We start from the raw sequence: 21860 nt of genomic DNA on the forward strand, positions 1-21860 counted from the left end.
AGCGCGCTGCCGGTTAGGAGCGTGCGGGGGCTTCGTTGCCACCGTGGACTCTGCGCGTCGCGCTGCTCGGCAGCGCGAGTTTCAATATACGGGATTTGCTTCAAACAGTAAACTATTTAAGAGTTAAGAAACTTAGCAATTGATCTAGCGGCTACACTGACAGAACAGAATGCCCTCACGGGCAATTTTGCGCGCCTGAAGTTGGGCGAAACCAACAGACCAGAGGTCAGGAGAACGAATGTATGGTCGGGACAGTTCCGGACGCACCCCGGACGCCTTGTCGGCATCCGCGTTAGCTTTTCTGCGCGCCATGGATCGGAATCGAAACCGGGTCGCGACCGAGAGCGGTCTGACCGGGAGTGAGCTGCGCGCCGTGGCTCGCGTTGCCGAAGCGGGCAGCATTACCCCGAAATTGCTCGCGGAATCGATGGAAATGACGACCGGTGCAGTGACCGCGATCTCGAATCGACTCGTGGCCTTGCAACTGCTGGTTCGGGTGGCTCACCCGCACGATCGACGCAGTCTGCTCTTGACCTTGACACCGGCCGCGGAGCAGATCACGCAGAAAATCTACGACGACTTCGAGGCGCTCATCGCTCACTCCGTGCGCGACGTGAGCCCGGAGGACCAAGCACGGCTGGGCGCCATGCTGTCCGCGATGGCGTTGACCGTGGGATCGGATGCCGATCTGAGCCTGACCGCCTGAGTATGACCGCCTGGGCCTGACCGCCTGGGTATGACCGCCTGGGCCACCGTTAGGGGTGGCGGATTCCGCGTCCGGCCAGCATGGCCCGGTATCCTTCCCGGTAGGTGGGGTAGCTGAAGATGAAGCCGGTATCGCGCAGAAGCTGGTTGCTCAGTAGCTTGTCGCCGCCCCTTTGGCTTTCGCGGGTGCGCGTCGGCTGGTCCGACTCGTTCAGCGCCGACTCGTTCAGCGCCGGTTCGGGCAGGCCGAGCTCGGCGGCGAGAAAGGTCAGCACCTCGTCACTGCGCACTGGCTCATTGTCGACGCCGAGATAGAGCGGCGCTGGTTGCTCAGAACGCAGCAGCAGGTGAACGATCGCGGCGGCTGCGTCGTCCCGGTGGATGCGGTTGGTGTGGCGTGACTGGGCGGAGAGCCCGGCACCCGCGCGTACCTGGGCGATCAGGCGTTCACGGCCGGGGCCGTAAATGCCGGCCAGGCGCAGAACGGTGGCGGCGGGGAGTCTGGAGTGGAGCATCCGTTCGGCATCGAGCACGATTGAATCGGTGCCCGGTCTCGGATTCGCCGGCGTCTGCTCGTCGACCCGGCTGCCGTCGTTGACGTCGTAGACCGCCGTCGACGAGACCAGCAGCACGCGGCGCGGCGTGACCTGCGCCTCATTGAGCGCGTCGAGCAGGTTGCGCAGGCCATCTAGGTAGGCGGCGCGATAGGCCAGGGCCGTGGGGCTGCCGGCCGAGATCGCGACGACCACGAACTCGGTGTCTGGCGGGATGGCGGGCTTCTCGACGCTCAGGTCGATGGACTGGCCGGTGATTTCTGGGGGGAGCAGGCGTGCGTTGCGCCGCAGCCCGACCACAGCGTGCCCCAGCCGCGCGAACCGCAGGCCAACCTCGGTGCCGAGGTCGCCGCATCCGGCAATGAGTACCGTCATCTGTCTCCTTGATCTATTCCACGCTAGCGGGCGCACCCTGACGATGAGCCCGCAGCGCCGCGAAGTGCGGGCATTACCATGAAACCATGCCTATCGTTCCTGACACGTCTGACTGGAGCTGGGTACTCAAACGCCCATGTCCGGACTGTCGTTTTCGGGCCGGCGAGGTGGGCTGGTGACGACGCTCGGGGCGTACTTTCGGCACGACGTGGGTGCCGACCAACCTCGTCGCTGACTGGACAACTTTGGGTGGTCACAGTCCGGTTGCACCACACGAAGTTGTCCACTGAGAACGTGACGGTGCTTATTCGGAGCGGATGACGGGAATCGAACCCGCGCTATCAGCTTGGGAAGCTGAAGTTCTAAGGTGACGCATAGTTATGAGTAGTATTCAGCGGATTGCCAGGGAAGACTACCCGTAACTACATACAGATATTCACTGAAAGTAGCCAATAAGTAGCCAATTTCTGCCTTGCATTGCGCTGGCCAAAGGCGACGGATGTCTCCCCCGTCGCGCTAGGCTCGTGGCTACACAGGGGGATTGCTATGGCATGGTTTGGTTGGGTAAAGAAGCGCGCTCAGAAGATTGACGTTGAGGTGGCCGAGCCTGCGCAGGTTGCTGCGCCTGTCGCTCCGCCTGTCGTTCCGCAGGTCACTCGCGCCGCTCGGTCCTCGCGCACGCCCGGTGAACTCTGGGTTGGGGGCGTCGGCGCATATCAGGCCGCTTTGGCACGGATGCCCCGTGACGTCGAGGTGGAGCTGATGCCGTGGGTCCGCGGCTCTGACATCACTGCCAAGGTCGGCGGCGTCAAGGTCGGAGAGCTCCCGCATTCGCCCAAGTTGCATGAGGTCCTCCTTGCTCGACGTGAAGCAGGGATGGACGCGGCCATGTTCTCTGGTGAGGTAAGGGATGGGGACTATGTTCCACGCTTCCTGGCCGTCTTCGTTCCAGTCGGCGCGGAGCTTGACGCCCTCGCACCTGCTGGATGGGTTCGACCTATCCCGGCAGAATCCACAATCAAGCTGCACCGAACGGGCGCCTATCAGGATGCACTCGCTGAAGCGCATCGCCCCAACGGCCGGCGTCGGGAAGCCGAGGTTACATTCGGTCTTACCGAGTCTGGAAAGTACGCCGGAGAGGTGTGCGGCACGGTCTTGTTGGGCGGTGCGGTCATTGGCGAGTTGAGTGCCGCCTATGGCGACAAGTGGGCGCTGATCCATGACGATCACACCGCGGGCATTTCCGGCCGCCTGCTGGTATATGTCCAAAACCTGGGTGATAAATACACTGTCACGGCCGTCTACAAGCGGGGCCCGGACGCAGCTGCGGCGTAGCTGGTCGAGCAGTTCCCCGCGGCCGTCTGTACCCGGCGTGCCGCGACCTTGCCCAGCCACACGAAAAAGCCTCGCCACTTCACGAGAGCGGCGGGACTCTGTTGTGCAATAAATTAGTGCTGGCTGGGAGAGGCTAGACCGGTCGTAGACCTCATTATTAGGTGAGGACTACGCATGAGTATCTGAGCGAATAGCAACGCGACGGGCAGCTTCTTCCAGATCTATCGCCGCGCCAGCCCGTCCTGCCATTTTCTCCACTTTCCAAAAGGGCGGAAAAGTATCCACGTAGAGGATGTGCAAACGACGAATTGCCAAAAAGAAATAGGCCGCGACAATGGCGCTCATCGCCACAGTTACTGCTGTCGGCCAGACACTCACAGGCGTGTTCGGGTCGTTTGCTGCTGAGACAATTGTCACCCAGATCGCGTCGACACCAGCGACGAGACCTGCGGTCAACAGTGTGAGGGCGCTTTCATCCATCAGACGTGATGCCCGCTGCTTGAGATTGCTAGAAGGGCGTGTGGCGAGCGTGAGACGTAGAGAAAAAACAATCGCGAACGCAGAGATGAAGACGCCGGCAAGCAGCCCCAATGCCGCTGCGAGCTCGCCGACACTGTTGAGCTGCCAGCCAAGTCGAACTGAAACTGCGCCAGAAACGGGACCGAGTGCCACGAGGAAGATTCGAACGACCACTGCAGCTTTCCCGGTGCCGACGTGCCGGAGGAACCGGAACTGATCGACGATAAGCGCGAAAACATTGAGTCTTGACATGCTCATACCCCAATCTAACTTGTTCTTGTTTACTGCTTACTGCTTACTGGGAACCTCGTCAAGCCATTCGGACCAATCCGACTCCATCTCCATACCGATTGAGTCGAAAAGTCCTTGAGCGACGCTAGCGACAGCTTGAACAAACTGCTTCTTTTCCAGCTCGTCCTCACCGAGGTCGTAAATGAATCCTTCAGTCTTATCCAGGGGCTGGAGGCGACGATTACTTAGCTTCGACTTCACCTGGACTCGGGCGTCGTCGAAGGCCAACAGTGCGGCGTCTTTCCACAAAATCGACGCCAGCACCTTAGCCTCTTCGGCTGCGTTTATCGGGTTCTTATCTGCCGACCCTGAGTTCCGCGGAAGCCAAGTCTTGACACGCTTCAAGATACCCGCGGCCTCAGACGCTCCGACTGCAATCGGAAACGTGACTTTGACCTTTCGCATCGTGGGCGTGCTCGCATCCGAGGTGACAATGGTCTTGAAAAGTTCAACCTCTTTGACGCGGCCCTGATTTACGAGATCTTTTACCGCCGCATCGTCCGCTACTGGGCCTTGCGCGCGGAGCTTGAGGTTATGCCCATGAGCAGCGTTATGAAGGCGGCGCGCAAGGTCAGTTCCGGCATGAGAACGAGAGATGACCTCGACTGCCAAGAACCCGACGGTGCCTTCTTCCGGAGTAATGAGCAGTGCGCGATACGGTCGCGTCGTGGCCAGCCCTCTGAGGTCGGCATCCGCTATCTTCCCCTGAGGGTCGACGGCACGGTCATGGTCGCCAACAATTCCATACTGGATTTGCATCAGGAGAGCAGACCGCAGTCTCCAAAAGTCATCGATACGCACAACTGCGGCAGGTTTTTCTGAGACGTTGATTGGCAAAGACGCAGCGTCTGTACCCGTAACAACGTCGTCTGCGGCGATATAGATGTCCTGCCCCGTTTCGGCGTCTACCGCATTGACGCTGCCGGACGCGGCGGTCTCTGCTCTCTGTTTTTCTTCCAGCACTCGTCTCTCTTGCTGGTTGGCAATGTCGCCAGCGACCCTGTCCAGGTAGTGAGGCTCGCCCTTCGGCCCAAAATTGACCTCCGTGTGGCCTCGCCCGTTGTAGAGCTGAACGCGCAGTAGTTTAAATCCGTAAGTAGCCATGTGTGCCCCCGTCTGCCGTGCGACCGAAGGCCGCAGGCTTAACGTCATGGTGACAGATTTGCCGTGAGCCTGAGCGTGACACGCTATGTGACAGTCAAGTTTTTCCCGCTTTAACCTTCCAACAGGGGATGCGTGGGCGCACAAATTGCTGAGTGGCAGGCGAGAACAGTACAGACGGCGACGCCGAGCGAGATGTAGGTCACGATCCAGAGGTGCACCCGGCCCTTATTCGATTCCTCCGCAGCTTCCCGCGTTCGCCTTGCGTCAGTCGCCATTTGGGTGCGCTGCTGAATCTCAAATCGGCCGTTCGTTCCCCAGTCGGACATGCTGCCACGCTATCGAATCGAGGCGTGACAGAGAGTGCCACGCCTAATCAAGAGCGACCCCAATTAGGCGTGACAGTGAGTGCCAAAGATTGGATTAGGTATGCCGACCTGTTTGACGACGACCTCAACGATGTTGCGGTACGCCTCGATCAGGCTATTGCGATGTCGTTATTCAATTGGTGTCAAAACGATGTCACGTTAAGCCTTGGGCATAGGCTTGCGCCACACGCACGCAACGGGGGACCACAAATGTTCAAGCTCGTCACCACCACCATCATCATTGCTGCAGCACTCACCCTCACCGGTTGCACGTCAACACCAACCAGTACCGCCTGCGATGATATGGGGCCTGTTTTGGAAGACTTTGGTTATGCCGTTGGGATTGCAGCAGACACCGAGGATAAGACTGCTGGTGGGCAGATGTTGCGGGAACGTATAATTTCAGCGACCGACAAGCTTGACGCTATCGTCGTGCAGGAAGGTGACACTGAGATTGGCAAGGCTTTGCAAGCGCTGTCAGATTCGATAGGGATGCTCGGCACCAACTTTTCGGATGCAACCAAAATAGATTTCAATATGGCTTCACGCGACATGGACAATGCGTGCGGGTTGTAAACAAAAAAGCCCCCAGCCTCACGGTGAAGTGAGACCAGGGGCGTTGGTGTGCGGGTCGGGCTACGGGGTGGGTGGGGAATGACCCGTCAGTCTGGGCCAATAGGTGTTGACGCATTCTGAGCGGTCGGTCCTGAGCCGCCCACATGTCAGTACGGGGATCCAATCTGCGACGCCCACACTCCCGTTTCAAAGAAGGACTCAGGGTTGCTAAAGCAACAGGGATCCGTTAATGTAGTCCCACTGCGGGGGTGCTGGCATTAAACGCCGCCAACCTCAAATGATCCGGCTTAGTTGGACGCCCCGCCAAACTTGCTACGTGCCTCTTGTACTATCGCCTCGAGTTGATCGAGCCAGTCGGGTAGATCCTTCTCGAAAGAAAATCCTTCGGGAGCTTCAGCCATCGAAAGCTGAAATGTAGCGATCTCTAGCGGCAGTTCGAAGAACACCTCGGTTAGAGAACCGTCTGGCAGGAGGACCTCCCATCCCGACCTCCCCATGGAGTCCCCAAAAAACATTGATACGGTCCCACTGGGGGCATCCCGGTTCATGGTGTTGATTTTTGAAGAATCGAAATTATACATCTTGAAGGATGAATGCGAATCTCCGATCTGGCCTTGCTTTTCGATTCGATTGCGGAGCTCTACGAACCACCTAGCTTTTGGATCTGCGCGCAATCGGGACGCCACGATCTCATACCATTTTTCAAAATCAGGATGCAGATTCTTCAGATTCTGGAGAACGAACGTCACTGATCGTCCGTGGATTATTGCGTTGTGCAATCCTGCCTGAGTGCGTTCTTTCCGTACTAGATAGTCCGTAAGTCCCTGGCGGGCAAATGAAAGGGTCTTCTCGGCGGCGCGAACTACTGATGGGGCGTCCGCATGCGTTGTCATCTGTGAAGGCTAGCGGTTCGAACAATATACGAAACCCTCCGATCAAGAACATGGCCGAGTCAGAATGCTCAGTCTGGGCGAGGATGACGGGTTATGCGGTTGGCCACGTCTTCGGGTTCATGGGGTCAACCCGATGCCCGAATATTGCCGTTCGCCGTGTCTCCATCTGTCCACACTCGGCGCACGTCGCGTAGAACATCGGCGGGTTACTTGTGGTTACGCGGGTAGGGTCAACCCTCCAGTCATGCTGACATTGCATTCTGATCTCGTCTTGTTACGCGGTGTAGACGGGCGTCTTGGAGCTGCCCAGCATGAGCGTCTCGATCTTCGGCCAGCGCTTCCCCAGCCACCGTGCAAGGGCGTAGTAGGCGAGGATCACGAGCGCCGTGACGAGCGAGTACAGCAGCGTGCGCCACTCGGGATCGACGGCGGCGAGGAAGTCGAAGACGGCGGGGATGCGACTGGCAAGCCAGGTGAGGAGCGCACCGATCAGTGCGGGCACGCCGGTACGAACGTAAGCGAGTGCACGGATGCGGATGGTATCGCCGAGAGCTAGTTCAGTGGTGGTCATGGTGTCTCCTTGGGATGGGTGTCTTCGAGTTCTTGCCGGATCTGGTCTTCGTCAGCGTCTGCAGGGATGCCGGCGGCGTCGAGGCGTTTGAAGATGGCGAGCAGCCCGCGCTCGAGCCGGTCGACGGCGAGTTCAGTGCGTTCGCCAGAGTCCTTGATGCTTGAGCCGTCGTTGTTGTGAGTCTCGTGGAAGATGCCCGCGATCTTGTCTGTCTGCGCCGCCATCGTCTTCGTCTGGTCGGCGAGGGTCGCATCGGTCCGGGCGATGAACGCGGTCAGGCCGCGAATGCTGGCGAGGGTCGCGGCGAATGCGACGATGCCCTTCGCGCCGGCGACGACTGCGGCCCACCATTGACGGCCCCATTTGAGGACAGCGGCAATGGCGAGTGCGTAGATCAGCAGCTCGAGCAGCGTGACCGACCCGGCCCAGTCGATGAACCAGCGAGGGAAAAGCTCAGGCATCAGCTCTTCGGGTGCTGGCACTTACTTGGCTAGCTGGACGGCGAGCTGTGCGACGATCTGCGCGGCTGTGAGCCCGGGCGACGCCGTCCCGCCACAGGTCGCGGCAATGGCCCGCACGTCGGCGTTGTGCGTCTGGGTGATCGCGTCCCAGTCGTATTCGTTGACCTGGATGGCCTTGACGCCGTAGCCCTTTTCGAGCGCGGCCAGATATGCGCTGCTGATGATCTGCTGCGAGGCGACACCCTGGAAGATGTATGCCTGAGCGCCGTCAGTGGTCACGAGGTGGAAGAGGTTCATGGTTTCTCCAATGAGAGGTAGGGCGGTGAGGGTGACGGGTACGAGGGATGCAGCAGATGTGCCGAGATGTTCGAGCGGGTCGAGCTGCTCGCCGTTCGTGGTCCACAGTTCCTGATGGGAGTGGACGTACTTGGTGCCGGTGTTGCCCATGACAGCAACGATCTGCCCTTGGGTGACCTGATCCCCGACATTGACCAGTTGCGCCGCGTGGTGGGCGAGCAGTGACCTGCCGAAGCTGTGCCGGATGACGAGCCGGTTGCCGTAGCTGCCCTGCTTGCCGGTGGAGACGATCACACCGTCAGCCGGAGCCATGATCTCGAGGTCGTAGTCGGTACCGTTCGAGTGCCCTTGGTCGATTCCGTTGTGCAGGAACCCTCGGCCGATGTCTTGCTTGAACCGTGTGGTGATGCCGCCATGTGCGGCAAGGATTATTGACGGCATGATTCCTTTCAGGTATGCAAAAGCGGGAGCCCGGAGGACTCCCGCGTGACTACATATGGACAAAAGAAAAGGAGCCCTTAGGCTCCTTATTATTTGACGGTGGCTAGGTACGCCCGATAATCCCGGTTCGCTGGGTTGATGGGAATCCACCACACCTTGCCGTTGGCGTTGGTCAGCTTTATAACTGTGCCACTGATGTCTGTTTCTACGAGTACATAATCCATGGCTTACAGTTCCGCGCTTAGCTCGATGTACGGGCTAATTGTGTTTTCAAGCTTTGCCCAGCCGGCGTAAAGCCCCGCTACTCCCGAAGTGACGATGCTAATTTCAACACTGGTCGGTTGCGCCCCCGCGAGGTTGACGATCGTAGAACGTAGCGAAGTGCCACCGGCATAGACCACAACGCCGTTCGCGTCGCTGATGGATGTGGACGGAGCCGTGCGCATGGCAGGGAAGACGATTACGCCGAAAGCATTCGTCTGTGTGTAATAGCCGACACCCACAAGGTTGGTACTGCCGTTGCCGCCGAGACGCTGATAGTACCGCTGGCACCCCGCGAGCTCTGCTTGCGCATTGGCGCCGTTGCGGCTGAACACCGTCGCCGCGCTACCCGATTCAAGCTTCGGGTTGGCGAGTGTCCTCGCACCCGTCACCGCAGTGAACTGCACACGCACATCGCCCGCACCGGAGAGTGCAACGACCACGGGGCTGGCAGCAAAGGCCGGGGCGGTCTCGCCAGTCGTGTAAACGCGGGCCGAGGCAGTGCCGACCCAGGAAAGCACATACGTTCCCGCCGGCAGGTTCCCCTGTTCTACGGCTTGCTCGATGACGCCGCCAGTGTTGATGGTGACTGTCTGCCCAGCCGGTGACGCTGTGAAAGCGAGCGTCGAACCAGCCGCAGCGGATTTCCACCGGTCGAACCCGTACGAACCCGACGCGAGCGTGCCACCGGTCAGGTAGCCGCGCTGGTTGATCTGGAAGGTGGAGTTGAGCAGGTGATTCAAGTTCACTGCCTTGGTGGCGAGAACAGCCTCAGTGACGAGACGAACATTCGGTGACTGTGCCATGTGATGCTCCTAAAGAGTCGAGAAGTATGGGATGCCGTCAGCATCGATTTTGATCGGGACTGCATCAGCGAAAACAGTCGCATCTGTGAAGTACGGGACACCATCTGTGTCCAAAGCAATTGATGCGCGATCCACCCGGACGAACATCGCGGTTACCGCAGCAGCAGCCGGGTCAGTTTGGTCCGAAAGAATGTTCAGGATGAGTTGGCCCGTGGGAAGAACTAAGGCATTTTCTGAGTTTTTCGCCGCCGTCTCCGAAGCAGCCGCGGCCGTTCGGGATAACGCGGCAGCATCCTTAGCGTTCACGGCGGCACCCTGCGAAGCCAAAGCCTCAGCGGCCGACGCGACCGCCCCCTCGCGCGCTGCAACGGCTAACGCTCGGTCCTCAACGGTGACGTAATGCTTTTCGCCCGCGACGCCTAGAGGGACGATGCCGGTAATGGACAGTGTTGCGCTCATTAGTTAGCTCCCGTTCGCGTTGCTGAATGTGCGGGCATCAGCAACCACTGTCGAGGTGATCGTGACCGCGTTGATCGCAGCAGTCACGGTGCCCAGCAGCAGTTCGTAAACGCCCGTTTCCGTCTGCGTGACAGCCTTCCGCACTGGATTCGCGGAGGGCTCACCCTTGAGAATGACCAGGTGAATGTCATTCACTCCCGCGTACTCCATGCGGAGTATGACTGAATCGATACGGCCCAGGCTCTCCCCGGCCGAGATCGGAAGAGTGACGACTGCATCGCTCTTGTAATAGTGCCCTCGTACGAACGCGCGTCCAGCCGGGACGAAGACGTTCAGACCGGAACTATTGGCGAACGGTTTGAGTCCGCCGCCATCAGTTCCATAGATAACTCCGGTGCTAGCCAGAAGCCGGAACATCTCTGAATACTCCGCATCCGACGTGGTGCCCGGCACCGTAGTAGTGCCCGCATTCCGCACGAATGGGAAAGACCTCTCGGCCATCGGATCTCCTTCTAATTTCGTTCGAGTGCGGAAACCCGCGACTCTGCTTTGGTTTGGCGTGCACTGAGCATGGAATCCCACTCGAACCCGACCGGATCACCCACGGTTGCGCCGATGAGCAGACCCTCGGGGGTGATAGATATGGGCAGTTCGGTGATCGGCGCCCGGATCTCCTGATCGCCCACCACGACGGTGACGATGGAGCCGAGCAGCCATTTGGTGCCGTAGCCATCCGCAAGATCCGCAGATGGCACGACTTCCAGCGCGGTGATGACGCTACCCTCAGCCGCGAGGATTTCGAGGCCTGCCTGCATGAGCTCGGCCGGATCATCCGTGTTGCGCTGGTCGGAGAACCGCTCGCTGCGCCCCCAGATCGCCGCAGAGATAAGGCTGGCCGGCGTCGTCACCTCGATGATGGTTCGCGCTATGCCCTCGCCCTGGCCTGCGACGATGACGTGCGTGCAGCCCGGCGCTGTGAACCCGTACTTGGCGCGGGATAGTTGGTTGTTGTCTACGTCCCACCGTTGCTCTTGCGATGCGTCCAGTGGCTCCGTGATGCGGAACTGTAGGCCATCGCCGATCTGCACGACATCGAACAGCAGATTGGACCCGAGCGCGATCTCTTGCAGCAGTTCCAGCAGGTTCTGAAACCGGGGCGATTTGGTGAGAGTTGCACCGCGGCCCTGATCGACCGCGAGCGTCAGGCCAGCGACCGCGCGTTCTGCAGGCGCGCCCGGACCGATATTTAAGCCCACGTAATCGCGCAGCAGGGTCTCACCGGGCGCCGTTCGCACGTCGTGGGACCGCGACTGCGACGACGCCTGAGCCGACGCAATCGCCGGGTTAGGAAACGCCAACGGCCGGGCAGTCTCCACCAGGTCTGAGACACCCTCGATGGTCCATGTCCCCTCGGGGTCATCCGGTAGTTGCTCTTGCGCTGCGTAGAACATCGGGCCGCTGAGGATGACACCATGGGGGCCGGTGATGATGAGACCCGCCGCGGGCTGCCGTAGTTCCCAGCACAGAGCATGGGGCACGAGTCGCCCCCGGTCGTCCAGCACCTGATCGGGCAGCTTCACCGACCATGAACCCAGCATGTTTTTTCGCGGTACGCAGAGGAACTTAGCGAGGTCGGGGCCGTCGAGCTGCCCCACTCGCTGCCGGTCAGGCCGGCGCACCTCGACAGTCATCGAGTCAACATCCATCAGTACACCACCTCTCGGCGCGGCTTATAGAAGCCCTGCACAGATGACTGATTTACCCGAACCCGATCGAAGAGGACAGATGTTGAAGCATTCGCCGCACCAGACCACCCCGCGCCCTCGAAATCACCATCGAAAAATACGGTCTGCGCCGCCGACGAGGTGACAATGCCGAGAGAAGCGGAAAGCGTATCGCCCACCTTCCAGCCTTGCCCACCTACCACGTCAACAGAAGCCATCAAGCGAAAACCTGCCGTGCCTTCTGGCGCCGGGTCCAAGTCGGTACTATCCACACCGACGACCACCGGAGTATTCGCAGGGAGCTCCACTGAGCCGCCCACGGTCAGCGGTCCAACTGGCGCGCCGGTGTAATCCATGAATTGCGTCATCACCCGCACCCTCTGCGCGACCGACGAAAGCACCGACAGGCTCGCAGATAAAACGTCGCCAATCGCAGCCGGCACCTGTACCTGCACTGCTGCTTCAGGAGTAGACGCAGCCGCCCACGTCAACGCCAGAAACCCCGCATTCGAACCGTAGAAACCCGTCGCGGTCCGCGCTGACCCGGCACCAAACGCCTGCCACCCATCCGCAGAAATCCGCAACGACGGCGAAGTCACACGGTTAGTAAGAATGACCTGAGAGGTGGGTGCCCAACCGCCTGGACTTGCGTTCGCCATCTCAATATCTACGACCGACAAACCAGCGGGCAGACGTGGGAACTTAGGAGCCGGGCCCAGACCGGCGTACCGATTAGCCCCATTTCCATCAATAACGGTTACCCCTGTGGCCGTGCGCTCAATCGTGACCACTTCACCTGACAGCAACACCGACTCGAAAACGAAACCAACACCGTCGATACTGATCGGCGTCGGCCCACCGGGGCCCGTGATCGTCCAAGAAATGTCCGATTCAACATCCCCCGGATTCTCCAACGACACCGATCCGATCGCAGCCGATCGCGACAGTTGCAACTGCGCCAAATTCGGGAGCAACCCCACACCCGCCGACTCGTTCGCTACTCGGAATGAGAGAGCATCGCGCGCAGTCCAGAACGGGGCGGGGCACTCAATGGAGATAAGCGCCTGGGTGTGGGTCGGAGTGGAAACTGTTGAGTCGACTTCGAGGCCGGAGAGATAGACGAACGGCAGCTCATACGATGTGCCGTCGCCGTACTCTGCCACGAGTCGAGGCAGCGGTGAGCCCTTGCGAGGCAGCACAACGTCGACCAGGCGCCGAAAGGATGCCTCAGTAGCCAGGCGGTCAGACCCGAATACACGTACATCTAGATCGGCGAGACGGGTATCGGTGCGCGTTCCCCGATATGAAGCGCCAGCGCCAGCGCCCCGGGTTAGGCGGGACACTTTCTGCGCCACGCCTAACCCGGTCGTTTTGTCACCGTGCAAATATTCCGAGTCGCGGTCAGTGCCGAGCTCTATCCGGTCCGTGTCTGATTCCAGATAAATCCGCACTAGATCCTCGCTTTCAGCTTGCGTCCGGCCTTGAATAGTTCCTCTTCAGCCGACAGTCCGGGAGTGCCGTTGTTCGTGTAGTTGAGCGTCAGGCCGCGGTCAGATGAGCGCGCCGCAGCGAACGACGCCGAACCGTATGCCGTCGGGTCGATGCGGGGGGTGAATGACCCTACATCGACCCGCGATCCGAGCATGGAGCCAACGTCAGGCAGCGCACCGTCTAAGCCAGCGCCGAACTGATCACCGATCGCCGTGCCGGCGGTGAGAACAGCGCGCCAACCCGAACCGGAGAACGGGCCGCGCTCAGCGGGCGAGTGCGGGAAAAACCCGCCCACGAAGTCCATGACGCCGCCGATAGCGTCGCCGACATTGCCGATCATGTTGCCGATGCCGTCGATGAAACCCTGAATCAGATCCTCGCCCGCAGTCAGCAGAAAGGAGCCCATATTACCGAGCGCTGCAAGCGCCTTGCCGGGTAGACCAGCGATGAAGCCCACTGCGGTGGCGATGCCAGATGAAACCGCGCCCGTCGCACCCGCCCACATCGAGGTAAAAAACGACACCAGGCTTGAGGCGAAACCAGATACGAGCGAGACGGCACCAGAGACGAATCCTGAAAAATACCCGGTCACGGCAGACCACATACCCGAAACGGTCGACCCGATCGACACCGCGAGCCCGACATAGAAGCCTATGATCCGGCTGATGAAATCGACTACGAGCGAAATCGCACCGGCACCGAAATTCACAAACATGCCGATGGTATTGGTGAAGAAATCTGTGAACATTCCGGCCGTGTTGGAGAAGAATCCCGAGAAGAACGCCACGATCTGATCGAAGTGAGAGATCAAGATTCCGAGAGGGTGCCATGTGAAGAACAGGTCAAGCAGGAATGCGAGAGCAGCCGCGAAGGTGTCCTGCATTCCTTCCCAGAAACCTGAGATGAACGCGACGACGCCCGCACCGAAATCCACAAACATGCCGACCGTGTTCGTGAAGAAATCCACAAACATGCCGATAGTGTTCGAAAAGAAATCCGAGAACATACCCATGGTGTTCATGAAGATGTCAACCATGACGGCCCACGCCTCTTGGAAGAATGTCGTCTGAGTAGCAACCCAGACGATCGCGCCCACGAGAGCAATGATCGCCAGGACGATAATCCCGATCGGGTTCAGCGCCATGACCCCGTTGAGGACAGCCTGCACCCCGGCCCAGAGGACCGTGGCGCCGCGAACGATCGCCATTGTGGCCGTGTAGAGCTGGAACGCTAGAACGGCTGCACCGATCGCGACAGCGAACGCTAGGACAACTTGCACGTTGTCAGCCAGCCAGCCTGCAAACGCCATGAGGGGCGGGAGCACGTTGGTGAGCACGCCGGCAAGGATGGTGACGAGGGCGCCGCTTAGCGCCGTGATCGAGGGCATGATGTCAGCGAGAGCAGAACCAAGCGCGCCAGCCAAAGCGACCGCGAGCCCGACAAAAGAATTCACGAGCCCAGGTAGCTGTGGGCCAATCGCGGCGAGGATCAATGTGAGTGGAGAGAACGCCTGCCACAGCGTGAGAAGCTGCGGGATAAGCGGGGCGAACGCTGCACCTATGGTGCCGAACGCCTCACGAATATTGAACAGCATGTCCACGATCGGCGAGTCTTCTTCGACATGAAAGGCAGAGCGAAATTCGCCCGTAAAGTCGCCATCGAGAATGAACGCTTTGAGCCCAAGCACGCCCTCCCGGATTCGGAACAGATAGTCCACGATTTTTGAGTCTTCTTGGATGTCGAATGCCCTGCCGAAAGCACCTGTGAAATCGCCGTCGATGAGAATCGACTTGATGCCCGCGATGGCTGGCATGACATTCTGTAGAGCGGGGATCACTGAGCGGTTCAAGAACCCGACAACGGTCGTCATGACGGGCAGGAGCAGCGCGCCGAACGTGGTAGATAGGTTCTCGAGGCCAGCGCTGAGGATGCGCTGTTGGTTCGCTAGGCCGCCCGAGGTCTTCGCGAAGTCGCCCTGCTGTAGCCCGGTTTGAGCCATGATCTCAGCCTGAGATGCAAGAACCTTCTGCTGAGCGGTGAGGGCGCCGGTGCCGGAGTAAATGCCGAGTTCGGTAGCCCGCGCCTTGAGGGCTGCGTCATCGAGAAGCACGCCGTACTGCCGGAGCGGTTCGGACTCGCCACGGAGGCCAGCGCCGAGCGCTTCGATCGCCTGCTCAGGGGTCGTGTTGTTGAACGATGCGAGGTCGGCAGACAGTGTAATAAAGTCGGTGGAGAACCCAGCGAGATCTTCCCCGCTCAGCCCCGCAGCCTTGCCGAACGTACCGAAGACGCGTGCAGCGTCGAGGGTCTGATTGGTTGACTGCCCGAGAGCGGCCGCCGAGGCAGCCGCGAACTTCTGCACTGTTTGGTCAGCGTCACCGAACACCGCAGTGATCGCAGTGCCGGCCTCAGCAAAATCCGAAGCGTTGCCAATGGAATCGGCAAGCATCTTGCCAATGCCGAGCCCAGCCACCGCAGCGGCCAGAGGTGCAGCAAGGCCGCCAATCGACCCGAGGATGCCCGAGTGGATACCCTTTCCGGCGTTTCGGCCAGCCTCGGGGCCAACGGCGTCGAATTCCTTAGCAAGGGTTTTGCGCAGGTTGGAGGCGTCGGGCACGAGCTCAATAAATGCCTGGTACATCGAAGCCATAGGTGTCCTCCGGTGAGATTGAGTGAAAATCTCGCGGGAGAACGAGCCATGCTAGGTCGTGCTTTGCGGGCGAAGAATGGCGCGAACGTCCTCAATGGACCGTCGAACCGTCTTCTTCCCGCCGATCTTGTTTTTCGTGTCAGGCCACGGCCTCGGCATTGCTTTCGGGCGATGCTTAGACGCCGCAGCATGGGCGAGGTCGAACGATTGCGCCAGGATGATCCACTCGCGCGACACTGGGTGATCCCAGCCCGCCACGGACGCATGGAGCCACGACGAGGGGTCCTTGAGCAGCGACTTGCACAGATGCCACGCTTCGATGTAAACGATGCCGTAGCCGATGTCCAGATAGGACAGTCCGAACCGCTCGCGGAAATCTCGTGCGAGCGGTTCGGGATGATCCTCTACGAGGCCGAGGAGGCCGAGGATTCCCCCGGCTGCATCCCCTGCATCCAATCCTTGAAGATGTCGGCGACCTCTTTGGCCGTCATCTCATCCAAGGCGTCGAGCGCGGGCCCATCGGCCACAAGCTCAATCACGTTATAGGCGTAGTCGACATCATCGCGGGCGTTGCGCGCCTTGCGCAGCACACCCGACTTGATGACCTTCGGCAGGGTGAATTTGGTACCGTCATTGCCGGTGAAGTGGAAGAGTTCTAGTGCCATGGGAGATCCTTACGTTGGGAGTGGTGGGAGATGATGGAACGCTGGCCGGGATATCTCCCGATCACCCGGCCAGCGGTACTTGGGAGCTAAACGCGCGTGTACGCCTTAGCAGTGGATGCGCCGCCCGCAGTGGTGACGATGATCGGCGCGGAACCGGCAGCGCCAGCCGGCAGGGTGACGTAGATCTTCGTTGCCGAGAGCACGTCGAATCCGGTTGCAGCAACGCCGCCGATGGTGATGCCGGTTACGCCGGTGAATCCGGTCCCGACGAGGGTCACGACTTCGCCTGCGCCCTGGCTGGCAGGAAGCGCGGTCGTGATTACGGGAACGACCGGAGCCGCAAGCGAGCTGTACCACTTTTTGACGGAACCGGGCTTGCCGGAACCGGCGCAGTCAGCGACGACGGCACAGGTAACGGTCACCTCGTAGCCAATCGCGACGCCATTCGCGTAGACCTGATCGCCGACCTCGGTGACCTGAGCCTCGGGGCCATAGGCACGCACGATGTCTTCGCCGTCGATCACGTCGAGGTTCAGCTCGAACAGCGGGCGCTCCTTCATCGGGTTCACGACGATGGAGCCGTCAGCTTCCACGTCAGCGCCGTAATACAGCGCCACGGTGTCCTTGTTCGTCTGGATGAGAACGAGCTGGTACGTAGTTTCGCCCTCGGTGATGACGGTGCGAACGGCCTTGCCCCGCTGCCATGCGCGGATCTTCTCGCTGCTCTGCGCGGTGGCTTCGGTGACGCCGTCCTCGCTCACATAGCCGAGGTCGACCCACGGAGCAGCGAGCGAGGAAGCCGCCGACGTGGGCGGGGTGCTCGTGTTGTAGGGGCAGGTGGAAACGATGCCGTCGACGGCAACGCGAACTTCACTGGTTGACTGTCCAGCCATGATGTATCTCCTTAGGTGAGGCGTGCCTCGATTTGCCTGCGGGAGAACAGGGCGGGAATTTAGTAGTCGCTGCCTCGGGCTGAGACTTGAAAGGTGAAAAACAGGTGAGTCAGTTCGATGCCGTCGACCACGTATTTCGGATCGTCCAGCACCAGGGCAGGGCCGCTGAATTGTGCGGTCCGGGTGATCGGTTTGCCGTCAGCGCACGAGCGATAGACCGCCATACACAGCAGCGCGAGCAATTCAGCATCCGCGCGTGCCGCCCAGACATTCACACCCTGGCGCCGGCGAGTCTGCACACCATCGTCAGGGCCGGAATTGTCCATGATCGTGACCATGCGCGCAGTCTTCGTAGCGGGAAGCTCAGGGCCGACCGCGACTCCGGATGAATAGGCCAGCGGAGAGGCCGTGAGAGCCGTACGTAAGACCGCGCATAGCTTGCCGGTAGTCGGCGGGAAAAGGATGTTCACAGCCCCACCGAGCCCAGTGCGCGCGCCATGGTGCCGCGCTTCGCCTCAACCGCGTTTCCAAGACCGGGCACGGCGCCGACTTGGACGACAACGCGAGATCCGCTCTTGCCCCTCGATTGGAATGTCTGCATCCGCAGGGATGCCACATATTCGGGATTGGGGTCAGATTCAGCCGCGGCGAGAACCTGCTCACCGATCCCGACGAGCACCGCCTCAATCTCGGGTGAGGTCATCATCTCGGAAATTGACCTGATTTGCCTGAATCGTGTTGCCATCAGCTCGCTCTCTTCACAGCAACTTCGATGCCCTTGGATTCACCGGAATATGGGGATGCCCACAGACCAGATTCACCTTCGACCTGCAACGTCTCGCCGCGAATGTCGAGACGATCAGTGGACAGCAGGATTAGGCCAGGGAATCCGTAGACAGTCCCGCCCGTAATAACCTTCTGGCCGGCCGTGGTCGCCGACTCATCGGAGCCACGCGGAGCAAACGCGATGATGTCAACAGGGAAGATCGTGTCAGCCCCGATAATCGGGTAGCCACCCTCGTCATAGCCGCCCGTTGGAACCCCCTTGCGTGTGATCGTGATTGTCTCGCTCATCGGTTCTGCACGATCAGGCTGCCGAGCCTCATCTTGAACGTGTCGGCGAATGCGACGTCGTCGGGGGCGAGCCGAGTCGCCCCGCCAATTGCCCAAGTCGCGTACGTTTCAGATTTATTGAATGGGCCCGTCGCCTCGGAATACTGCGTGAGTCCTTCGACGGCTTTCGGGTTAATCGTCAGCACGGCCTTGGCGATGTCCGCGATGCAGAGACGCACGAGATCGGGGACCTCGCCGCCGTGATCGTATGTCACGCGTACGAACAAATGACTGCGGAGGTCGATCGTCAGTACCGAATCAAACCGAGTGAACTCATACGGGTTGCCGTCATCGTCGGTGACCGAGACAACAGCCGTAACGGGGCGCTGAGTCAGTCTGACCTTGCCCCCGTTCACCTTGAACCGTCGTGTTGAGCGGCCCGCGGTGAACTGCTGGCCGGAGCGATCCCGGAAAAGCTCGGAAGCTTTATCCAGAATCACCCCGACCCGCGGTGCCTCAGAGGCAGTGAGACTGCGGCCCAGCGCCGCTTCGACATCCTCAGATGTCGCCAGTTTTACTACAGCCACAATCTCACCAACCTTTCTACTAGACCGCGGTAACGGTCACGCCGGGAGTGGTTCCACCGGTGAGGCCGGTGCCCGATCCGGTGAGCACGACACGCTCGGGGAGCGTGATCGTCTTGGTGCTGGTGCCCGAAACGGTCACACCGGAGATGCCATCGAGCGCGTTGAGCGCAGCAGCCACGACGGCGTTGGTCGCGTTGTACGCGATCGGCTCCGTCGTTTCGCCGTCAGCGGTCAGCGTGTAGGTTCCGCCCGTCGGGGAACCGGTCACCGTCGAGGTGTAGACGGCCTTCTCAGCGGCGACGCCCGCGCCGAATGTGACCTTGATGGCGCGCTTGAACTCGAGCTGCGGGTTTCCGTCAACGTCGATGATGATCGCGCCATCAGCGTCGACCTCAGGGTCGGTGACCGGAGTGGCGCCAGCGAACGCGTGCACGACCGAGCGGTCCTTGAGGGTCTTGGAGTCGTAGTCCCAGAGCTGGGTCACGGCGAGGCCGAAACCAGCAGCGACACCACCACCCTTGACGGCGCCCTGCGGCACGGTCGGGGCCACTGCGGCGATCGCGATGGCCGACTCGTGCACGAAGTAGCTCTCGTCGTCGCCCAGGGAATCGAGCTCCACGATGACGAACCCGCCGAGCTTGCCGACGACGCCCTCACGGAGAGCTTCGGGCAGGCCGGAAGCGTCAACCTCGAGCAGTTTGTCGTAGGACGCGACCTCTTCGGACACGTTGGCACCCACGAGCCAATAGCGGCCCGCAGCGGGCACGTGTGCCTTCTGGAACAGCTTCCGGGCGCGAATGGCGACCTTGCGCGGGTCGGATTCAACAGCCTTGGTCGAGGCCGGGTTGAACGTGACGCCGAACACAAACGAAGCAGCGCGGAGTGCGCCGATCACGAGGTTCTCGAACCATTCGAGAATGGCCTGGACCTGCGGGACCTGCACGTCGCGCACGTAGTCGACCTCGTCGAGAGTTGCCTCTTCGGGTGAGAGCGCAACGGCGCTGTACGGGTGGCGGTTCAGGTTGACCTGAATCTTGGTGTTGACGAGCTTGTCGACGATGATTTCGTCATCGTTGCGCCATCCCTTGTCGCGAGCCACGAGCACCGGGGGGCGCTTGACGCCCACGGTGTCACCCTCAGCGCCAGTGAAGTCGGCGATGCCGAACTTGTGGGTGAACAAGCCGGGGGCCTTCACCTCTTTGCGGAGCAGAGCAAGCGCGGTTGCGGCGAGCTTCTGACCCTTCACGAAAATGTTTGCCATGATTGTTTCTCCTTGAAACGGGGGAATGAACCGACGCTGATTGCGGCGGGGTTGTTACCGTGCTGTGGCTTTCGCCACGATGTCGTCTGCCGACATTTCGCCGTCACCGATCCGGCCGCCCTTATCGCCCTGGCCGTCCGCATCCGCAGCAGGTGCCGGCGCGGGGATGAGCAGGAGCAGTTCGTCGGCGTGCGCTTCAAGCTCTTCACGGGTGGTGCCTCGCAAAGCCGATTCGGGGATCTTGCGATCAGCGAACTTCTTTGCGGTAGCGACCTCAGTCCGAAGGGTCTTGGTGGCTTCGCGGGCAGTGCCCTCGGAGACGATCTTCTCGGCGGCATCCGCGCGAGCGTTTGCCTTCTCGAGATCGGTGCGGTCGCCGTCTTCCTTGGCGTCCCACTTCTGCGCCTTTTCGGCGTTCGAGTTCTTGTCGGCCTCGTTCTTGCGAGAGAGCGCCTTCCATTTGTCGACGTCGGCGAGTGCCGCCGTCAGCGCGGGGTCGGTGATCGGTGTCTTGTCTTTCGCAGCTTCAGCGGCGGCCGTTGCGGCAGCTTCTTCGGCGGCGAGTTCTTCGGCAGTTTTTGGCATGGTTCTTAGCTCCCGTTTCGGGTTAGTGAAAGCCACCGTTGCGGCGACTTATCCCGCGCTTGGCGGGAAGAATTTGGGCACAAAAAAGCCCCGGGGTTAGCGGGGCCTTTCTGTGGATTGGTTAGTGCGAATGCAGGTCGTCAGCACCGGTGAACTTCGCGCCGCGCCAGCCGAGCACCGGCCCTAGCTCGCCGTGATCGTTCACGACGATCAGGTCCGTATAGTCCGACAGCGGCTGGCCGGATGAACTGACCTTGCCGATGTCGAGATCCCGCGCGCCGCGATCAGTGAAACCGAGCTGCTTATCGATGGCCGCATGCGTCATCTCGAGCAAGTTGCGATTGATGACCTGACCCGGATCGGTCGCGCTGAGCAGCGGCATCGTTTCGCAGTCACACGCAGGGTGTAGCGGGAGCAGATCTCCCTTGAGGTAGCGCTGCGTCGATGCGATGACGCAGAACGCGCAGTTCTCGCGGCCCGACAATTGACGCCGGAATGCAGAGAATCCAGATCCGGCGATTGCCGCGCTGGCTTGCCGGTTGCTTGCCTGCTGCATGTCCGTGGCAATGATGCCCACGAGACGCGCCGCGCCGACCTTGACGGCATCGAGATACGGCGTGCCCTTGGCGAGCGCTGAGTACGTCGCCACGGCCGGGCGGCGGTACACCTCTTCGGCAGGGATACCGCGGTAGTCGATAATCGCGTCACGGTCGACCCCTGGCGTCCACGTGACGCCGGCCAGGACGGCTAGGCGGCCAATGTATGCGTTCGTGACCTGCGCGGCCTGCATCTGCCCGGCCTGCACGACCGGAATCACGCGCGCCATGATCCGCTCGATGTCGGCGTCACGGAACGCCCGCGACTGGCCCCACGCCGTCGAGCCGTAGAGCACGACCCGCTCGCGAATGAGTGCCATCGCCTTCTGGTGAGCTTCGGAC

At 60.6% G+C, this 21860-nt stretch carries 27 protein-coding genes; 3 read left to right on the forward strand and 24 right to left on the reverse strand.

Annotation, left to right across the window (positions count from 1 at the left end; all coding sequences use genetic code 11):
• Window positions 1–238 precede the first annotated feature (238 nt).
• On the forward strand, window positions 239–706 hold the full coding sequence (locus tag E3T43_RS07030; RefSeq protein ID WP_134471841.1) for a MarR family winged helix-turn-helix transcriptional regulator: 468 nt from the start codon (window positions 239–241) through the stop codon (window positions 704–706).
• 49 nt (window positions 707–755) lie between these two features.
• On the opposite strand, the gene E3T43_RS07035 is transcribed toward E3T43_RS07030, so the two are convergent.
• Complete coding sequence (locus tag E3T43_RS07035) at window positions 756–1634, reverse strand: NAD-dependent epimerase/dehydratase family protein (RefSeq protein ID WP_134471842.1); 879 nt, start codon at window positions 1632–1634, stop codon at window positions 756–758.
• Between the two features lie 546 nt (window positions 1635–2180).
• Between E3T43_RS07035 and E3T43_RS07040 the strand changes: the two genes are divergently transcribed.
• Window positions 2181–2969 (forward strand): hypothetical protein, encoded by a 789-nt coding sequence (locus E3T43_RS07040; RefSeq protein ID WP_134471843.1) that lies wholly within the window; start codon window positions 2181–2183, stop codon window positions 2967–2969.
• Window positions 2970–3137: 168 nt separating this feature from the next.
• On the opposite strand, the gene E3T43_RS07045 is transcribed toward E3T43_RS07040, so the two are convergent.
• The 3 genes from E3T43_RS07045 to E3T43_RS07055 form a co-directional block, all read right to left on the reverse strand.
• The gene (locus E3T43_RS07045; RefSeq protein ID WP_134471844.1) at window positions 3138–3740 is read right to left on the reverse strand and encodes a hypothetical protein; all 603 of its coding nucleotides are present in this window, start codon (window positions 3738–3740) and stop codon (window positions 3138–3140) included.
• A 36-nt stretch (window positions 3741–3776) separates the two neighbouring features.
• The gene (locus E3T43_RS07050) at window positions 3777–4883 is read right to left on the reverse strand and encodes a hypothetical protein (protein WP_134471845.1); all 1107 of its coding nucleotides are present in this window, start codon (window positions 4881–4883) and stop codon (window positions 3777–3779) included.
• Between the two features lie 110 nt (window positions 4884–4993).
• Window positions 4994–5209 carry a hypothetical protein gene (locus tag E3T43_RS07055; RefSeq protein ID WP_134471846.1) on the reverse strand — a complete coding sequence of 72 codons (216 nt, stop codon included), beginning with the start codon at window positions 5207–5209 and terminating at the stop codon, window positions 4994–4996.
• Window positions 5210–5284: 75 nt separating this feature from the next.
• On the opposite strand from E3T43_RS07055, the gene E3T43_RS07060 reads away from it, so the two are divergent.
• Entirely contained in the window at window positions 5285–5824 is a 540-nt protein-coding gene (locus E3T43_RS07060; protein WP_134471847.1) for a hypothetical protein, read from the forward strand.
• 287 nt (window positions 5825–6111) lie between these two features.
• On the opposite strand, the gene E3T43_RS07065 is transcribed toward E3T43_RS07060, so the two are convergent.
• From E3T43_RS07065 to E3T43_RS07160, 20 genes are all read right to left on the reverse strand, one after another.
• Entirely contained in the window at window positions 6112–6717 is a 606-nt protein-coding gene (locus E3T43_RS07065; RefSeq protein ID WP_134471848.1) for a hypothetical protein, read from the reverse strand.
• 274 nt (window positions 6718–6991) lie between these two features.
• Window positions 6992–7288 (reverse strand): hypothetical protein, encoded by a 297-nt coding sequence (locus E3T43_RS07070; RefSeq protein WP_134471849.1) that lies wholly within the window; start codon window positions 7286–7288, stop codon window positions 6992–6994.
• Window positions 7285–7749, reverse strand: coding sequence for a hypothetical protein (locus E3T43_RS07075; protein WP_134471850.1), 465 nt, complete (start codon window positions 7747–7749; stop codon window positions 7285–7287). Before E3T43_RS07075 ends, E3T43_RS07070 begins: the two co-directional genes overlap by 4 nt.
• A 21-nt stretch (window positions 7750–7770) precedes the next feature.
• The gene (locus E3T43_RS07080; RefSeq protein ID WP_134471851.1) at window positions 7771–8487 is read right to left on the reverse strand and encodes a M23 family metallopeptidase; all 717 of its coding nucleotides are present in this window, start codon (window positions 8485–8487) and stop codon (window positions 7771–7773) included.
• Between the two features lie 227 nt (window positions 8488–8714).
• The gene (locus E3T43_RS07085; RefSeq protein ID WP_134471852.1) at window positions 8715–9554 is read right to left on the reverse strand and encodes a hypothetical protein; all 840 of its coding nucleotides are present in this window, start codon (window positions 9552–9554) and stop codon (window positions 8715–8717) included.
• Window positions 9555–9563: 9 nt separating this feature from the next.
• The gene (locus E3T43_RS07090; protein WP_134471853.1) at window positions 9564–10013 is read right to left on the reverse strand and encodes a hypothetical protein; all 450 of its coding nucleotides are present in this window, start codon (window positions 10011–10013) and stop codon (window positions 9564–9566) included.
• A 3-nt stretch (window positions 10014–10016) separates the two neighbouring features.
• Window positions 10017–10514 (reverse strand): hypothetical protein, encoded by a 498-nt coding sequence (locus E3T43_RS07095; protein WP_134471854.1) that lies wholly within the window; start codon window positions 10512–10514, stop codon window positions 10017–10019.
• An 11-nt stretch (window positions 10515–10525) separates the two neighbouring features.
• Window positions 10526–11719, reverse strand: coding sequence for a siphovirus ReqiPepy6 Gp37-like family protein (locus E3T43_RS07100; protein ID WP_134471855.1), 1194 nt, complete (start codon window positions 11717–11719; stop codon window positions 10526–10528).
• Window positions 11719–12900, reverse strand: a complete 1182-nt coding sequence (locus tag E3T43_RS07105; protein WP_241978864.1) for a phage tail family protein — start codon at window positions 12898–12900, stop codon at window positions 11719–11721. Before E3T43_RS07105 ends, E3T43_RS07100 begins: the two co-directional genes overlap by 1 nt.
• A gap of 287 nt (window positions 12901–13187) precedes the next feature.
• On the reverse strand, window positions 13188–15878 hold the full coding sequence (locus E3T43_RS07110) for a hypothetical protein (protein ID WP_134471857.1): 2691 nt from the start codon (window positions 15876–15878) through the stop codon (window positions 13188–13190).
• A gap of 51 nt (window positions 15879–15929) precedes the next feature.
• The gene (locus tag E3T43_RS07115) at window positions 15930–16334 is read right to left on the reverse strand and encodes a hypothetical protein (protein ID WP_134471858.1); all 405 of its coding nucleotides are present in this window, start codon (window positions 16332–16334) and stop codon (window positions 15930–15932) included.
• A complete protein-coding gene (locus E3T43_RS07120; RefSeq protein WP_134471859.1) occupies window positions 16283–16543 on the reverse strand; it encodes a hypothetical protein in 261 nt (86 codons plus the stop codon). Before E3T43_RS07120 ends, E3T43_RS07115 begins: the two co-directional genes overlap by 52 nt.
• Window positions 16544–16629: 86 nt before the next feature.
• Window positions 16630–17436, reverse strand: a complete 807-nt coding sequence (locus E3T43_RS07125) for an IPT/TIG domain-containing protein (protein WP_134471860.1) — start codon at window positions 17434–17436, stop codon at window positions 16630–16632.
• A gap of 59 nt (window positions 17437–17495) precedes the next feature.
• The gene (locus E3T43_RS07130) at window positions 17496–17774 is read right to left on the reverse strand and encodes a hypothetical protein (RefSeq protein ID WP_134471861.1); all 279 of its coding nucleotides are present in this window, start codon (window positions 17772–17774) and stop codon (window positions 17496–17498) included.
• 128 nt (window positions 17775–17902) lie between these two features.
• Window positions 17903–18142: a hypothetical protein gene (locus E3T43_RS07135; protein ID WP_134471862.1), complete on the reverse strand. Its 240-nt coding sequence runs from the start codon at window positions 18140–18142 to the stop codon at window positions 17903–17905.
• Between the two features lie 38 nt (window positions 18143–18180).
• On the reverse strand, window positions 18181–18510 hold the full coding sequence (locus tag E3T43_RS07140; protein ID WP_134471863.1) for a hypothetical protein: 330 nt from the start codon (window positions 18508–18510) through the stop codon (window positions 18181–18183).
• The gene (locus tag E3T43_RS07145; protein ID WP_134471864.1) at window positions 18507–19076 is read right to left on the reverse strand and encodes a hypothetical protein; all 570 of its coding nucleotides are present in this window, start codon (window positions 19074–19076) and stop codon (window positions 18507–18509) included. The genes E3T43_RS07140 and E3T43_RS07145 overlap by 4 nt, the downstream gene beginning before the upstream one ends.
• Before the next feature lie 19 nt (window positions 19077–19095).
• On the reverse strand, window positions 19096–20337 hold the full coding sequence (locus E3T43_RS07150) for a hypothetical protein (RefSeq protein ID WP_134471865.1): 1242 nt from the start codon (window positions 20335–20337) through the stop codon (window positions 19096–19098).
• A gap of 54 nt (window positions 20338–20391) precedes the next feature.
• On the reverse strand, window positions 20392–20922 hold the full coding sequence (locus E3T43_RS07155) for a hypothetical protein (protein ID WP_134471866.1): 531 nt from the start codon (window positions 20920–20922) through the stop codon (window positions 20392–20394).
• Between the two features lie 121 nt (window positions 20923–21043).
• A complete protein-coding gene (locus E3T43_RS07160; RefSeq protein WP_134471867.1) occupies window positions 21044–21838 on the reverse strand; it encodes a hypothetical protein in 795 nt (264 codons plus the stop codon).
• Window positions 21839–21860: the final 22 nt, after the last annotated feature.

The sequence above is a fragment of the Cryobacterium sp. Hh7 genome (assembly GCF_004403155.1).
GTDB lineage: Bacteria > Actinomycetota > Actinomycetes > Actinomycetales > Microbacteriaceae > Cryobacterium > Cryobacterium levicorallinum.

Coding starts and splice junctions, on each gene's coding strand:
- E3T43_RS07030 (WP_134471841.1), top strand. CDS start 239: ATGTATGGTCGGGACAGTTCCGGACGCACCCCGGACGCCTTGTCGGCA.
- E3T43_RS07035 (WP_134471842.1), bottom strand. CDS start 1,634: ATGACGGTACTCATTGCCGGATGCGGCGACCTCGGCACCGAGGTTGGC.
- E3T43_RS07040 (WP_134471843.1), top strand. CDS start 2,181: ATGGCATGGTTTGGTTGGGTAAAGAAGCGCGCTCAGAAGATTGACGTT.
- E3T43_RS07045 (WP_134471844.1), bottom strand. CDS start 3,740: ATGTCAAGACTCAATGTTTTCGCGCTTATCGTCGATCAGTTCCGGTTC.
- E3T43_RS07050 (WP_134471845.1), bottom strand. CDS start 4,883: ATGGCTACTTACGGATTTAAACTACTGCGCGTTCAGCTCTACAACGGG.
- E3T43_RS07055 (WP_134471846.1), bottom strand. CDS start 5,209: ATGTCCGACTGGGGAACGAACGGCCGATTTGAGATTCAGCAGCGCACC.
- E3T43_RS07065 (WP_134471848.1), bottom strand. CDS start 6,717: ATGACAACGCATGCGGACGCCCCATCAGTAGTTCGCGCCGCCGAGAAG.
- E3T43_RS07070 (WP_134471849.1), bottom strand. CDS start 7,288: ATGACCACCACTGAACTAGCTCTCGGCGATACCATCCGCATCCGTGCA.
- E3T43_RS07075 (WP_134471850.1), bottom strand. CDS start 7,749: ATGCCTGAGCTTTTCCCTCGCTGGTTCATCGACTGGGCCGGGTCGGTC.
- E3T43_RS07080 (WP_134471851.1), bottom strand. CDS start 8,487: ATGCCGTCAATAATCCTTGCCGCACATGGCGGCATCACCACACGGTTC.
- E3T43_RS07085 (WP_134471852.1), bottom strand. CDS start 9,554: ATGGCACAGTCACCGAATGTTCGTCTCGTCACTGAGGCTGTTCTCGCC.
- E3T43_RS07090 (WP_134471853.1), bottom strand. CDS start 10,013: ATGAGCGCAACACTGTCCATTACCGGCATCGTCCCTCTAGGCGTCGCG.
- E3T43_RS07095 (WP_134471854.1), bottom strand. CDS start 10,514: ATGGCCGAGAGGTCTTTCCCATTCGTGCGGAATGCGGGCACTACTACG.
- E3T43_RS07100 (WP_134471855.1), bottom strand. CDS start 11,719: ATGGATGTTGACTCGATGACTGTCGAGGTGCGCCGGCCTGACCGGCAG.
- E3T43_RS07110 (WP_134471857.1), bottom strand. CDS start 15,878: ATGGCTTCGATGTACCAGGCATTTATTGAGCTCGTGCCCGACGCCTCC.
- E3T43_RS07120 (WP_134471859.1), bottom strand. CDS start 16,543: ATGGCACTAGAACTCTTCCACTTCACCGGCAATGACGGTACCAAATTC.
- E3T43_RS07125 (WP_134471860.1), bottom strand. CDS start 17,436: ATGGCTGGACAGTCAACCAGTGAAGTTCGCGTTGCCGTCGACGGCATC.
- E3T43_RS07130 (WP_134471861.1), bottom strand. CDS start 17,774: ATGGTCACGATCATGGACAATTCCGGCCCTGACGATGGTGTGCAGACT.
- E3T43_RS07135 (WP_134471862.1), bottom strand. CDS start 18,142: ATGATGACCTCACCCGAGATTGAGGCGGTGCTCGTCGGGATCGGTGAG.
- E3T43_RS07140 (WP_134471863.1), bottom strand. CDS start 18,510: ATGAGCGAGACAATCACGATCACACGCAAGGGGGTTCCAACGGGCGGC.
- E3T43_RS07150 (WP_134471865.1), bottom strand. CDS start 20,337: ATGGCAAACATTTTCGTGAAGGGTCAGAAGCTCGCCGCAACCGCGCTT.
- E3T43_RS07155 (WP_134471866.1), bottom strand. CDS start 20,922: ATGCCAAAAACTGCCGAAGAACTCGCCGCCGAAGAAGCTGCCGCAACG.
- E3T43_RS07160 (WP_134471867.1), bottom strand. CDS start 21,838: ATGGCACTCATTCGCGAGCGGGTCGTGCTCTACGGCTCGACGGCGTGG.